The sequence below is a fragment of the Metamycoplasma auris 15026 genome, assembly GCF_000367765.1.
Lineage (GTDB): Bacteria > Bacillota_I > Bacilli_A > Mycoplasmatales > Metamycoplasmataceae > Metamycoplasma > Metamycoplasma auris_A.
Window position 1 is genome coordinate 15198 of sequence record NZ_AORI01000009.1, and the last position, 15323, is coordinate 30520.

General features: G+C 27.5%; 8 protein-coding genes. 4 read left to right on the plus strand and 4 right to left on the minus strand.

Annotated features, from left to right (window positions below):
- Window positions 1-15 precede the first annotated feature (15 nt).
- The 4 genes from MAU_RS01470 to MAU_RS01485 form a co-directional block, all read right to left on the minus strand.
- A complete protein-coding gene (locus MAU_RS01470; RefSeq protein ID WP_152414847.1) occupies window positions 16-873 on the minus strand; it encodes an Mbov_0389 family ICE element HExxH motif-containing protein in 858 nt (285 codons plus the stop codon).
- Entirely contained in the window at window positions 860-2785 is a 1926-nt protein-coding gene (locus MAU_RS01475) for a type IV secretory system conjugative DNA transfer family protein (protein ID WP_152414848.1), read from the minus strand. Before MAU_RS01475 ends, MAU_RS01470 begins: the two co-directional genes overlap by 14 nt.
- Before the next feature lie 104 nt (window positions 2786-2889).
- Window positions 2890-4209 carry a hypothetical protein gene (locus tag MAU_RS01480; RefSeq protein ID WP_004424282.1) on the minus strand — a complete coding sequence of 440 codons (1320 nt, stop codon included), beginning with the start codon at window positions 4207-4209 and terminating at the stop codon, window positions 2890-2892.
- Window positions 4210-4427: 218 nt separating this feature from the next.
- Window positions 4428-5219 (minus strand): MAGa4850 family ICE element protein, encoded by a 792-nt coding sequence (locus tag MAU_RS01485; protein WP_004424284.1) that lies wholly within the window; start codon window positions 5217-5219, stop codon window positions 4428-4430.
- A 319-nt stretch (window positions 5220-5538) separates the two neighbouring features.
- On the opposite strand from MAU_RS01485, the gene MAU_RS01490 reads away from it, so the two are divergent.
- The 4 genes from MAU_RS01490 to mip (MAU_RS01505) all read left to right on the plus strand — a co-directional run bounded on the left by MAU_RS01490 (window position 5539) and on the right by mip (MAU_RS01505) (window position 15269).
- Window positions 5539-7692 carry a putative immunoglobulin-blocking virulence protein gene (locus MAU_RS01490; protein WP_004424286.1) on the plus strand — a complete coding sequence of 718 codons (2154 nt, stop codon included), beginning with the start codon at window positions 5539-5541 and terminating at the stop codon, window positions 7690-7692.
- A 64-nt stretch (window positions 7693-7756) separates the two neighbouring features.
- Complete coding sequence (gene mip / locus MAU_RS01495; protein ID WP_004424289.1) at window positions 7757-10360, plus strand: Ig-specific serine endopeptidase MIP; 2604 nt, start codon at window positions 7757-7759, stop codon at window positions 10358-10360.
- A gap of 180 nt (window positions 10361-10540) precedes the next feature.
- Window positions 10541-12757 (plus strand): putative immunoglobulin-blocking virulence protein, encoded by a 2217-nt coding sequence (locus tag MAU_RS01500; RefSeq protein WP_004424292.1) that lies wholly within the window; start codon window positions 10541-10543, stop codon window positions 12755-12757.
- A gap of 22 nt (window positions 12758-12779) precedes the next feature.
- Window positions 12780-15269 (plus strand): Ig-specific serine endopeptidase MIP, encoded by a 2490-nt coding sequence (gene mip / locus MAU_RS01505; protein WP_004424293.1) that lies wholly within the window; start codon window positions 12780-12782, stop codon window positions 15267-15269.
- Window positions 15270-15323: the final 54 nt, after the last annotated feature.

A 15323-nucleotide genomic window follows, 5' to 3' on the forward strand; every position in this document is an offset into this window, starting at 1 on the left:
TCACTATTTAAGTTTTTAAATTTCTTCTTCATATTCATCGATTTTTAAATGTTCAATAAGCTTGTATCCTAAGGTTAAAATTTCTTCCAACAATTGGTATTTTTCTTTATCACTCAAATTATTAATAGTTGTTGAAACTTTATAGTTTTTATATTTTGGTATTGAGATATTGGTTTCTAAATAATCTAAAGACATTAGACACATTTCGCAAGCTTTAATTACTACATATTCTTTTAATAAGTCTTGTCGGTCTTCTAATGTATGATTAGATACCTTATGACCAAATTCATGAATTAATAAATACTCCTCTTCTTGTTCAGCATACTTTTCATTAAGAAATACAGACTTATTTAATGTTTCAAGTATTAATTTATTTCCATGCAAACTTGAATTATTAGTTCAGTAAATATCTCATCCTTCTCATAAGGAAAAACATTTTTTCTTAAAATTTTTTATATCAATTTTTTTCAAAGGCTTTGGTATGTAATTTGTGGATGAAAGATCGTATACTGGAAGAGCACTAAAGATAATGTCTTTTGTCTCTTTGTTTTGAATAGGACAAAACAAATATAATTTATTTTCATTTTGCCTTACAAAGGTATCTAAGTTTCTTCATTGTTTAAAAGTTTTAATTTCGGAAAATAAAACCTTATTATCTGCATCAAGTTTCTCATTTATTGAGTTTTCTTTGTAATATAGATATCTTAGATTAAGCAAAGATAGCTGTGGTCTTATTCTTCCAACAAAAGAAAGAAAGTCTTTTAATTTCAATTCATTTATAAAAAATTCATTAATATTACTTATAGTATTTTTTAAAACAAATTCAATATCAGTTTTTTTAATTTCAATTTTGCTATTGCTACTCATCTTCATCACTTTCTAATTTGCTTATAGTGTTAAAGCAAGAATAAGTTTTGAATTTTCTAAAGTCAACAAAACTTAGTTTTTGTCTTATTATTTCTTCATTATTATTTTCTTGCCAATAGGTATCTTTATTAGAAACAGCGCCTTTGTCTTTTTGTGTAGAAATTCCAAGATTTATTTTTTTCATTTCATTAAAATCCCAATCTACTAGAGTTTCTTCAGAGTTAGTTTCTAATAGATGAGTATAAGCATCAATTTTTAAATACTTATAAGCAGGAAGTAGTTTTAGAGCAATCGGCTTACTTCCACCAGAAGAAATAATTGTCATATCCTTATCTTTATATTTAAGTTGGGCAACTGACATTACAGCTTCTTTACTTTCTGAAGTTGAAATGGTTTGCTTATTAGAATCGCTTTGCTTAGAAATACTTTCCTTTTTAACTTCTTTATCTCCTAAAGTATTAGAAAGAGATTTTAAAGTTTCATCAGAGTTAGTTTCTAACATAATTGTTAATCTAGCTTGTGATTTAATTGCTTCAGCATCTTTACCTTTTTCATCGTATTTTTTAAGTTGTTCGAATGATTGCACAATTAATAAGAAAAGAATATTTCTACTTCGACTTATACTCATTCAATCAGCAATATCAGGAATTTTCAAGGAGTTAAACTCTTCTAGATAGAATTGCAACATTCTTGGAAGTCTTTGTTTAGGTAATGAATTTGCATAGTCAATGGCATCACGATAAATTTGAGTTACTAGCATACTTATTAAAAAGTTAAATACTTGCTTATGATCAGGAAAACATAAAAAGATTACATAAGGTTTATCATCTCTTACTATCTCCCTAATATTTAAAGTTGTTTTAGATGTAATTTTTGAGGCAATAGGGTTTTGACTAAAAGTAATTAAGACATTTGAAGCATTTGCTAACATTCCGGATAATGTTTGAGGAACTATAGTAATTAATGCCTCTTGTTCCTTTTGAAAATCAAGTCAATATTTATTCTTTTCCTTGAATTTCTTAGTAATTTCTATCCATTTTCCTTTAGTGAATAATTGCAAACTTGTGTAAGCAGCAACATTTTTAAAAGTAAAGAAATCAAGCGTAAATTCATTGTCTTCTAAGGAGTAAAGAAGCATAAATTTAATAATTGCAGTGATACTTGCTTTTGCTTGTGTGACTCAAATAGTGTCTTTTTCTGATGGTCAAGGTAAAGTGTCTATAATTTCAATTATTTTTTCAAATGCTTTATTGTAATTATTAGCTGTAAGTTCTTCTTTAGGAGTGCTGTGTACTTCATCTCATATTTGTTGTAATGGATTTCAATATAAAGAATTTTTTATATCTATAAAATCAATAACTTTTATTTCATAACCATTTTGTTTAAAAATATTTCCAGTTCTTGCTAATATTTGTTTTTTTGGGTCAGAGATAACCATACAAGGTTTTTCATTCTTATCTAAATTAGCATTGTAATCAATTCCAGGAATGACAATTTTTTCAGTTTTCTTGCTACCTGCTATACCAATTACTATGCCGTGGGCATCAGTATTGTTTACTATGTAAGGATTTTTTCAAAATGGTTTATCAATTTTTCCTAAAATGAAGTTTGCTTTGCCAGCTTTAAAATTTTTTCTTAAAACTTTTCAACTACCATCTTTTGTAAATTGATTGTAGGTTCAATTACTACTAAATTCGGGATTATTTTTATTCTTAATTTTGTAAATTATTCTGTTATATAAGACTTTATAGCTGAATAGAAGTCAAAAAGTAGGTATGCCAGCAAATAGAATTAAGAATGAATAATTTCTATAAGTAGAATTTGATTTTCAAAAAATATAAACATCAGAAAAGAAATTTCTAGATCCTTTTATCCAATATCCAAATATTTCAGCAGACTTAGTTTGGATAAAATACATAATAATTGGTAAAAAAAGAATACATAAAGAAGGCCAAACTAGAAAGATGAAAGTATAGATTAAAAACTTTTGTGTTTTAGTATGCGCATATTGCTTTTTGTTCACTAAAAAATGATTTTTGATTTTATTGTGCTTATATTTTTTTTATAAGCTCTTAAGGCTTCAAATCTACGCATACGTAATATTCTTTGTAATTCAAAATCTAATAGTCTTAAGTGCTTAAGTAAGTAACTACTAATACTTTCATTATCTTCCTTCTTCCCGTAACCATAAGTGTCTATTTTTTGTTCATATAAATTATCTAAATTCATTTTTAAGCAATTTTTTATAATAACATTAGCAATTTGCTTTTCAAATTCATCTTTTTCTTTATTTATAAATTCCTCTTTTAAAGAAGAACTTTGTTTTCCATCAAAACTTGAATTTATTAATTTTTGGAAATCAGAATTATAAGTCTTAACTTTTTCATTTAATTCAGCATTGTCTTTAACTCGTAGATTAAATATTTCATTAATTGCTTCTTTAATCTCATGCTTATTATTTGCTGAAGCATAAGTTCTATTTTTAGAATCTCTAAAGAATTGTTTAATAATTTTTGTTGCTTTTAGAATTCTTTGTTCATCTTCAGATAAACTAAAAGAAATTAAACTTTGATTAGTTTTATTAATTTTATCCAATGTGCTTATAAACAATTTTTTAATTTCTCTTCTATCACTTCAAATGGTATTTTTAAAATCAAATAGATTTTTATAATCACTTTGTTCATTGATAGCATTTTCAAATAAGAATGAAAATCTACTAATACTTTTAGGATCAAATTTACCCTTAAGACGATAATTGTTAGTATGATTAGGTTCTTTTTCGAAAAAACCTAAATGAATATGTGGATAATTTGTGTTAGAATGCAATGTTCAATAGCCTATTATGTTATTGGGATCTAACTTATTAGCCTTTAACAAACTCCGCATATTTTTATTAAGAATGGCATTTCATTCGTTTTTATCTAACATATTATTCTTGATTCCTAAATCGCCTGGATTAATAATCATCTCTCATACATGCTGAGATTTATTAAGCTTTTTAAATTGTTTTTTAGCAATTTCAGGATCAATATCTTTAGGTTCATTATTAAAAAGTAAATGTAATCCAGTTTTATCTTCTATATTTGCTATTTCTTTGATTTGTCTTTGTTTTAAAAGCGTTCTTGAATTTATAAATGAAACAAAATTTACATTTTTATTTTTCATTTTTTCAAGCAAAGAATTCCGATCATCATTTAATTCTTGAACATACACAGCACTAGGTCTACTAATGTAATCGATAAATTTACCTGATTTATAAAATTCATAATTATGAATTTGTTTAGTTTCTTCATTTGCCCTTTTTTTAGTCTTATAATTAGCAAATTCAAATGAAATATACATAGTTTTATTAAGTTTTTTATTTTTCTTTATTAATTTCTAAAATATTTATGGATTTCTAGAACATATACGAATATATATACATATATTCTTTAAGAACTTCATTTTAGCAAGCTAAAAAGTGTAAGTTTAACAAGATAGTTTGAATTAACTAGAAAGGGTGATTTAATTTAACTTTAAATAATGACTTTATGGAGATTTTAAAAAAGTCAATATTTTTCTTAATTTAAGATAAGGTATTTAGTAATAACAAAAGAATTATTTTCATAAATTTTGTTATATAAAAATTCAAAATTCATATAGTTCTTTAGATAGTTTGAAGTTTTACTAAAAATTCCCCTTGAACCCTTTAAAATTTTTTTTAAAAATGTGTTTGTTAATAGGATGCATTTCTTGAGTGATAATTCAGATGGAAAAGAAGAAACTTCAAGTTTCAAAAGTTTTAGTGTCGTATAGGAATTCATAACTTTTTTGGTTACATACTTATTAACAAATTTATAAGTCTTAACCACTTTATGATTTTTTTTGTTTTTAATTTTTAGAAGCTGTGAAACATTCCAGATTAACATAGCACTTCCAAAATCTAGAAAGATTTTTCACAATCTAAGAGAGTTAATTTTCATAAAATTTTCATTAGTCAAAACTCAAGGTTTTGTAGTAAATTTTATTTTCCCTTTTTTATCTCAAAATAAGTAACCTAGATTTTGCAATAGCTTTATATTTTCAGTTAAAGTCGATCTTTTAAAACCATATTTCTTTAATTCAAAAATTGAAACATAGTTGTCCCTTGCACCTAATTGTTTTGCAATCGCTAAAAGTTCAAATGCGACTTTTCTGTTTTTTAGTTCGTTGAACATTTTTTCCCCAACTGCCACTTTCGCCTTAAAAAGCAACTTTAAGCCAGAAGGGGTTAAAACGTCATAGATTTTTTTCTCATAGTTACTTCAAAAACGAAGGTCAAGTGAGGCTTCTTTTTGTAATTTACTCAAGTCATCATAGTTTAGTCATTTCATAGTAACCTCCTTATTTTCGTTTTTAAGTTTTTTTGATGAGGCTTTAATGAGAAAAAAAGCCCCTGATTGAACAGGAGCCTTAACATACCTATTTTTTACTCTTCCTTAAAATTTTAAAAAAACCCTCAATTTAAGTTGAAATCGTGCAATTTACTTTACAAAATTGTTTTTTTTTTTTTTTTGAAATTATTTTGCTATACTTTTATTTTTAAATTTTAAGTATCAATAAATAACAATTAAAAAAGGGTTACAAGCATTAGTTTATGAGATTATTTAAAAATAAAAAAATAAAAAAATTGCAATAGCACTAGGACTAAGTTTGATAGCGGCCTCAGCATCTGCAGGGCTATTATATGCATTCAACCAAAAAAATCATTTAGGTATTAGTTATCTAAATCACAACCAAGCAACACCAGAAATTTTTAATCGTGGTGCTGCTGATACAAGAAATGCAGCAATCTCAAATACTGATAAAAATCTTAAAGAACTAACAAGTCCGATTGAAATTGAAGATACAAAACCAATAGTGCAACCCACTGAAATTTCTAAACCCGAAGTAACCCCAAAAGATGAACCTCAACCTACCCCCAGTCCAGCTCCTGCGAAACCTGAAGTTAAAAAAGAATTAGAAAAGGTTAAAATCAAAATCAATGGTGTTGAAGTTGATGCTATTGTTGAAAAACCAGCAGGTAGAACCCTAAATCCTGCTGACGTTGCAGCTGGAATAACAAACCGTAATCCGTTTGTTTATGATCTAGTTGGAAGAGTTGTTTCTGTTGAGGTAACTGAAAAATTAGAAAATGCAGTCGCTGGCGAATTATTGAATAATGATAAATTAGGACTTAAAGCATTTCAAACTTCATTTTTCAAAAGCTTCTCATTTGAAAAAAATGAAAATTATGACCCTGATTTATTTTTTAAACAAAACTATGATTATTGACAAAGAGTCTTACAACGTTTTCGGCAATTGCTAGATAATAAAGAAAAAGTGGTTAAGTTTCTAAAGGAAGGAAAAGCAGAAGAACTTGAAAAACAAAATTTTCCAAGTGATGATGTTAGATACGCTTGATTAATTCAAAATCTTGATTACTCTAAATTCAATAAACTGTCAGATGGTGCTAAAAAATTCTTAGCTCAAGGATATACTGCTACTGCTGATAATGTTTATATCAATGCAAACGGTGAACTTGACTCTCATGGATATGATGTACCTGCAGGATATAACAAAGTAACAACTCTTTATGAAAAACTAAACAAAGAAAGAAGAGTATTTAGTATTTCAGGATATTATGGAAGAAATCCAGACCAAATTAATAAAGGTGAATATCCTGGTTGAGCAAAAAGAGATGCTACAGATAAATTTAAAGAATTTGGAATTGGTAGCGGTGATGACATTAAAGTCTTTGAATTAAGTAAAACTGAAGATGGCAAAGAAAGAAAAGAACTTGCTGTCGAAATTGATGCAGCTAATGAAGAAGGTTATAAAAAGACTCTAAAATTTATTCAAGAACTTCAAGAAAAAGGTAAAAGAATTACTTCATATCGTATTAGAAATATGGGTAAAAACGATCCAAACCAAGCTTTCAGAGAAATTATGAAAGCTCTACCTGAAGATCTGCCACATCTTGAGCTATTCTTTGCAGCTAGTGCAACAAATACTGCTTCATTAATTGAACTTGAAAACAAGAAAATTAAAGAATTATCACTATTTACACTTGGTAATATCCATCTAGATGGCTGATCTATTAATCCTCTTGCTTTAAAAGGTGTTGAATGAGTGAATACAATTGATTATTCAAACAATTATGGTATTCAAGATGCAGCTTCTAGAATTGTTTTCAATACACTTGCTTTTGAAGAAAGTGATATTGATACAAGTAAATCAAATTTAGCTGATAAATTCAAACGGATCAATGATGGTCTTAGAATGGCTTACTATGTAAGAAATAACGAAGGAATCTTCCAAGGAAGTTTTGGCCCTGGTAATAATCCTGACAATGATGAAGGGAATAGTAGTTATCCAACAAGACTTGATTTTTCTAGAGCTCCATCAATTAAAAGTCTAAAAGGTTTAGTATTCAGCGATAAATTCAATTCTAATAATCGTCCAAGAAAACTAAAAAATCTAAAATTCTTCAATGATAAAAATTACTTTGAATTATCAGGCGATGATTTAGATGGTGGACAACTAGATAGTGTTATGGCAATAGGCGAACCAGCTCCTCCAAAAACTAAGATTGAATTTAGTAATGGAAGAGAAACTCAAAAAATTAGAATAAAAGGAACAAATACTCTAACTGATTCTGCTTTATCTAATTTAAGTGTTTTAATTTCACTTTCTGAAATTCCAAAAGTAGTCCAAGTGGATTCTTCAGCTTCTACCCTTAAGGAACAATTAAGTGCAAGAGGATATACAGTTGAAGATTATTCAGGTGGAAGTTCTTCATCATCAGATGATGATACATTTAACTAATTTATTTTGATGCTTAGAATAAAAAATAGCGTATTGTATTTAAAAAAATAAGGATAAAAAACTTATGAAAAAAAGTCTAAAGAATAATAAGCTTTTGTTTTCTTTAATAGGAAGTGCTACATTAGTAGCTCCTTTTTTATTGGCAATTTCTTGTGAAAAAAAAGAAAATAAAGAAAATGATGCCAATAAAAAAGAAGAAGTTGATAAAAACTACACTGATGCAGCATTTAAAAAAGATGTAGCTGAATTTTCTACAAAACTTGAAGATATTTTTGACGTTTCTTTTACTAAGTTTTTCTTAGGTAAAAAAGAAAATGTTTATGCTTCCGAATTACAATCCCAACCTAGTTTTCTTGAACTAAGTTTCAAGGATAAAAACTTTAATAAAAAAATCGATGTTAGAGTTGATGGCATTAATGTTGAATCAAGATCAAATATAACTGGTCATGCAAAAGTTATTGTTGAATTAAGCAATAAGGCAACAAAAACAAAAGAAGTTAAAATCTTTGATTTGGATGGACTTGCTACAAATCCCAATAATACAGACCATTCAGGTAATCGTCCTTCAAACTACACTCCTTCATCGCTAAAAAAAGAAGAACTTGAAAAATATATTACTTTGTCTCAAGAAGAGCGTTTCAAAATTGATAATGAAAAACATATAAAAGGGCTAAAAGATTATTTAGCTTTTGCTGCTGGTATTAAGGAATGAGAGTCACTAAGAAAAGATCTGAAAGCTAAACCCGATAAAATTTCTGAATTTAATGAAAAAGCTAAAAAATTAGGTCAAGATACTTTTGAAAATCAAGCATACAAAGGATTTACTCTTCCTTCATATAAAAGCGATGGAAGTGGTGAAGTTGATGGTCTAGATATTCTACCAGGGCAAGAAATGCCAAAAAGACCATCTGAGATCGATGTTATTGGTAAATCAAATCCTGATGGCTCAATTGGACTTGCGCGTAAAATTGTTAATGAACATTATTTAGATATTGCCAAACAAACATATTCAATTCGTTTAACTAATTTAAGAGATTGAAAAAACGAAATTGCTAAAAATGAAGCAGATATTAAATACTTAAAAGAAAATATTGGCGAATTTGATAAACTAAAAAAAGATAAGTTAGAACAACTTCAAAAGGATAGAAAAGCAGTTGAAGATGAATTTAATAAGAAAATAGATTCCTTAGATACAACATTAAAGAAAAAAGAAACAGAAAGACGTGATAAGGCATTAGCAGACTATGATGCAAGCATAAAGCATTATGAATCTTTAGATAATGATAAGTATATTGAATTCCTAAAGAAACAAATAGATGAATTCAAACAAAAAGCCGAAAATAATAAGAAAGAAAAAAGAGAATTTATTCCTGAAAATGGAACAATGTGAATATTGGATTTTCAACTAGATAATGATGGATATCCAACTAAATGATATTTTGGAACTAACTCACACGTTGCTAGAGCTCTAACTAATAATTTACAAAGTTTTTCAATTACAAAAGTTAGTGATGAATTAAAGGTGGGCTCTCCTTTAAGACTATCATGATTAGATGATAATATTCATACATATGGATTTGATGAGAAATCTAAAGATGCTATTAAGAAAGTTTTTGATGGTACAGATTTTCTAAATGAAACTCATAAGGCCTGGGAATTCTTATCCAAAGAATCAAAGAAAAAGTTTCATGATTTGCATTCATTTGCAGACTTTGCTGTTTTTGAAATTGATTTTAACAAGATAAAATCAGATAGTTTGACAATTAATGCCAATAACAAAGATATTAGAAGTAAGAAAAAATATATAAATGAAAATAATGGAAAATTTGCTCAAGAATTAGCCAAAGATATTACAAATAATTACAAAGAAAATACTACCAAACATATTAAATTTAAAAAAGAATCATATTTAAAAGATTATAATAAGATTGATTTTCCATTTAAAGGTGCTCTTAAACCTGAACTAGACCAACTTTATGCAGTTGGTTGACCTTCTTCTAAGGGTGATTTCTATCTAAAACAATATGTTGATGATGACCAAAGAGCAATGCAAGACATTTCCTTCAGTCTTTGAACAAATACTGAATTTGAATACTACGATATAAATGTTGTTAATGGTGAAAATTCAGTAGTAAGACCTGAAAATCTTGAGAAATTTAAACGTGGAAACTTCTTATCCTACCAAATTGGATATAGATCATTTGTTAATAAACCAGGTGTTCTAGATACTTTTATAGCTTCTCCAAAAGCAGGTGATGATTTCATTGAAATAAATGGCAAAAAATATGCAAACATGGTTCTTGCATATATGCCTCGTAGATGAGCTCCAATCGGAGGAGCTTCAGGTTCTTCAATAAGAAATCAAAATAATGAATTAGTTGCAGTTTACTATGCAACAAATACATCTGCTCGTGTTGGAATGGCAGCTGCATTTAGATCTGAAGGATTTGATTATGAAGGTCTATATGGTAAATACAATCTACCTCAATATGATCTAATTTATGGTGGTGGAAAAGACCAAAAAAGTTCTTACAAGGATGCCCTTAAGAAAATGTATGAAAGTCAAAATGGATCCTTCAAAACAAATCTATTTAAAGATGGTTTAGATAAAGAAAATCCTGAATATAAATTTGATAAAGTTTTGACCTATTCAGATATCAATAAATAATCTTAATTCTTTAGATTTTATTTCTTACTCATAACAAAAAATGTTATGAGTTTTTCTATTGAAAATATATTGAATTTAATTGAGTTTTATTGAAGAAATTCAATCTATTTTTTGTTAAAATATTTACTTTATTTAATCTAGTAATTAATATCTAAAAAAAGCAATCAAGGAGAAAAAAATATGAATTCCTTAAAATCTAAAAAAACTAAAAAGATGCTTTTATCATTAGGAATTGCTATGTCTGCTGCAATTCCTTTAGGAGTGCTTTTATACTCTTTAAATCATAAAAATAATTTAGGTATTAATTACATCAATAACAACCAATCTAATCCCCAAATTTTTAATCGGGGAGCTGCAGATACAAGAAATGCAGCCATTTCAAATTCAGATACTAATCTTAAAGAACTTACCAGTCCTATTGTCATTGAAGACAAGATAGAAAAAAAGATTAATCCAATTGAAGCTTTGAAAGAAGAAAAAAAAGAAGATACTCCAGTTGTATCCGAACCTGAAACAAATAAGATTGAAGCTCCTATAAGTGACAACATTGAAATTAAAGAAGTAGAAATCAATGGTGTCAAGGTTATTTTACATGCTGAAAAACCAGTAGGTAGAAAACTAGATGACCGTGATATTAAAGCAAGAATAACTAACAGGGTTCCATATATCAATAAACATGTTGGCAAAGTTTTAAAGATTGAAGTTACAGATGCTCTAAAAGAAGCAACAGTTAAAAACTTAGTTGGTGGTGGCTGAAGTAGTTTGAAAAAGTATGCTAATACTTTTTTAAGTGATGATATTCCTTTAACTGCAACAAAAGAATTTGATCCAGAATTATATTTTAGAAATAACAGCTATGTTTGACAAAAAATGATTGATCGTTTTTGACGTTTGTTTGAAAGTGAGAATGTTGTTAATTTTCTAAAGAAAGAGGCAGCTGATCAGTGAAGAAGCAATACCTTACATTTTGGTTCCAAAGACTTAAAGTATGCTTGATTAATTAAGAATTTAGATTATTCTAAATTCACAACATTATCAAAGGGAGCTCTTGACTATCTTGAACAAGGATATACAGCGACAGCTGATAATGTTTATGTTGATGAAAATGGTCAGCTATCCTCATATGGTTTTGAACCTGCTCCTGGATATAATTCAGTTACAACAAGACAAGAAAAAGATAATAGAGAGCGGCGTGCTTTTGCTATTGATGGCTATTATGGAAGAAATTCAGGTGATATTGAAGCAGGAGAATATCCTGGTTGAACTAAAAAAATTGTTACCAATGATGAAACTTTTAGGAAATTCAACGTTGGTAATAATGATGGAATTGTAATAAGTGAACTAACAAGAAATAATCCTGATCCAAAACTTGAAGTTAACAAAGGTTATGTTGTAGAAATTGATGCAGCTAACCAAGAAGGATTTAGTAAAACTGAAAAGCTTATTAAAGATTTAATTGATTCCAATATTCCAATTACTTCATATCGAATTAGAAATATGGGTAAAAATGATATCAACCAAAGTTTCAAAAGAATCTTCCAAGCGCTTCCTCAAAAACTTCCACAACTTGAGCTTTTCTTTGATGATCGTGCTACAAATACACAAGCTTTAATTGAATTAGAAAATAAAGAAATCAAAGAATTATCAATTTATACAATTGGAAATGCTCTGCTAGATAACTGATCCATTAATCCACTTGCTCTAAGAGGAGTTGCTTGAGTTAATACAATTGATTACAATATAAATCTTGATTCAAGAAGTTACAATATGGCTTCAAGAATTGTTTTCAATACTCTTGCTTTTGAAGAAAGTGATATTAAAGAAAGTGAATCAGATCCAAAAGAAAAATTCAAGCGGATTAATGAAGGGCTAAGAATGGCTTATTATGTAAGAAATAATGAAGGAGTCTTCCAAGGTAATTATGGACCAGGGCTAGATCCTGATGTTGATGAAGGAAATAATAGCTATCCAACTCGCATTGATTTTTCAAGAGCTCCTTCAATTAAGTCCTTAAAACATTTAATTTTCTATGATTACATTAAGGATTCTAATCGTCCTAGAAAATTAAAGAATGTCAAATTCTTTAATGATAAAGAATGATTTGAAATTACACCAGATGATTTAGATAATGCCCAATTTGATAGCGTAATAGCCCACCAAGAACCAGGGCCTCCAAGAGCTAAAATTGAATTTAGCAATGGACTTAGCACACAAAGTATTCGAATCAAAGGTAATAATGAATTAAGTTCTTCAGCAATTAGTAATCTAAGAATTCTTTTAAAATTATCTGAAATTGGTAAACCTATTCAAGTGGACAGCGGATCAGACAAATTAAGATCCCAACTTCAGACTTATGGTTTTAATGTAGAAGATAGTTCTGATGAAACATTTAACTAATAAAAATAATTAGGATAATAAAATGAAAACAATAAAAAAAAGGAAATTAATTTTTCCAATCTTTAGTATTTTTAGTTTAAGTTTGCCATTTTTTATTTTATCATGTGAGAAGAATAACAAAATAGGTTCAATTCTAAAAGAAAACTTCAATTCCAATAATAAAAATGATGAAAAAAATTCTTCATACAATAAACTTTTTTCTTCAATAAATCTCGAAGATCATTTTGATTTAAAAATCAAAGATTTATTGTTAAATCTAAAAGAATTAACTTTCTTAGAATTACAAGAAAAAATCAAAGAAATAGCAATTGAACCTAAGAATAAAAATCTTCTAAGCGACTATGATTTTAAAGTAAATGATATTACTTTAGAAAACAATAGTAATCAAACTAATGAAGCTAAAATCAATGTTACTATTACAAACAAAAATACTAAAGAAACTAAAAGTTTTCAATATAAATTACTTAATTTAAAAAATGAAAATGATTCATTAAATTATCCTAAATCTCTTAATCATATTGCAAACAAAGATGAATTCTTTAAGAAAGATAATGATGAATATATTGATACCTTAAAAAATCATCTAAGAATTTCAGCTGGAATTAACAATTGAAATGAATTTCGCAAAGATCTTAAGGCAACGTCAGCTAACCTAAAGGATTTCAATGAAAAAGCCAATAAAATTGGCCAAGATAGTTATGAAAATTTAGCTTTCAAAGGTTTTAGTCTTCCTTCTTATAATGCAAAAAATGAAGTAGAAGGAGTAGCTTTATTTGAAGGAAATGAAATAGGGAAACTTCCTTCTTTAAGAGATGCATCAGGGAAGGCCGATGTATACAAAACAATTGGTTTAGCACGTAAAATTGTCAATGAAAAATATTTAGATATTGCTAAGCAAACTTATTCAATAAGTCTTACAAGAAAGAATTTATTTAGAAAAGAAATTTCTGAGTTAACTAAGAATATTGAATATTGGAAAAATGGTAATAAGCGATCTGAATTTCAAGGATTAATCAATCAAAAACTTAATGAATTAAGACATAATAAAGAACTTCTTGAACAAGAATGAAATAGAAGAATTAAAGAGAATCAAGAATCTAATTTAAATTCGGAATTGCAAAAAAGAAAAGAAGATGAATTAAAAGCATATGATGAAAATATTGCTTATTATAGCAGCCATACACTACAAAAAGAAATTGAAATTCTAGAAAATAAACTAAAAGAATTTCAAGGATTTGTAGCAGAAGATCGCTACACATTAAGTGAAAATGGAACTATGTGAATTTTGGATTACAAGCTTGATGAGCAAGGATATCCAACAAAATGATATTTTGGAACTAATTCACATGTTGCAAGAGCTTTAAATGAAGATTTTCTTTCATTTGCCATTACAAAGATTAATAGTAATGTAAGCGTTGGAACTACACTAAATTTTTCAAGATTAGATGATAACATTACAACTTTTTATTTCAATGATAATAAGAATGCAATTAAAAAAGTATTTGATGGAGTTGATTATTTAAAAGAAAATCCAGCTAACTTTTTAATTCCGCAGCAAAAAGATAAATATAAAAACTTTGGTGCTTTTGCTGATTTTGCTGTTTTTGAAATTGATTTTTCAAAAATAACAAAATTTAGTACACAATCTAATCAACAGAGTGTTGATGCTAAATTTGAATTTCTTAAAGAAAATAACTTAGCTCAAAATCTAGCTAAAGAAATTACTAATGATTATGCAAATCAAAAAGATAAGCATATTAAATTTAAAAAGAATTCATATCTAAAAGACTATAAAAAAATAGCCATTCCAAAAAATAAAAAACCAAATGAAGACCAAGAATATCTTTATGCAGTTGGTTGACCACAAAGTACAGGCGATTTTTATTTTGATAGAAGCAATATAGAGCTTCTAGAGCAAACGCGAATTAATTTTAGTCTTTGATTTAATAGCGAATATGAATACTTTAATGAAGAAATCAAAAACCAAAATTTCAATCTAAAAAACAAGCATGACAAGGGAAGTTTTTTATCTTATAATCTAGGATATCGAACATTTAAAAATTTACCTGGACTTTTTGATACATTTTTAGCAGTTCCTAAATTTGGTGATGGCTTTTATGAATTAAATGGCAAAAAATATATCAATATATCTTTAGGTTATATGCCACTAAGATATGCTCCAGTAGCTGGAGCTTCTGGGTCTTCTATTAGAAACCAAAATAATGAATTAGTTTCAATTTATTATGCAACTAATTCAATTGGAAGAGTCGGTCTTTCAAGTGCATTTAGATCCGAAGGATTTGATTATCAAGGTCTATATGGTAAATATAATTTGCCTCAGTATGATTTAATTTATGGTGGTGGAAAAGACCAAGCTAAATCCTATAAAGATGAACTAAAAAAACTTTATGGAGATTCTTTTAAAACTAATCTATTTAAAAATGGGCTTGGAAAAGAAAATCCTGATTTTAAATTTGGTAATATCTTATCTGCAAAAGATTTGAATAACTAGATTTTAATACTCAAATTCATAGCCAAAAATAGCTATGAATTTTATTTATTTAAA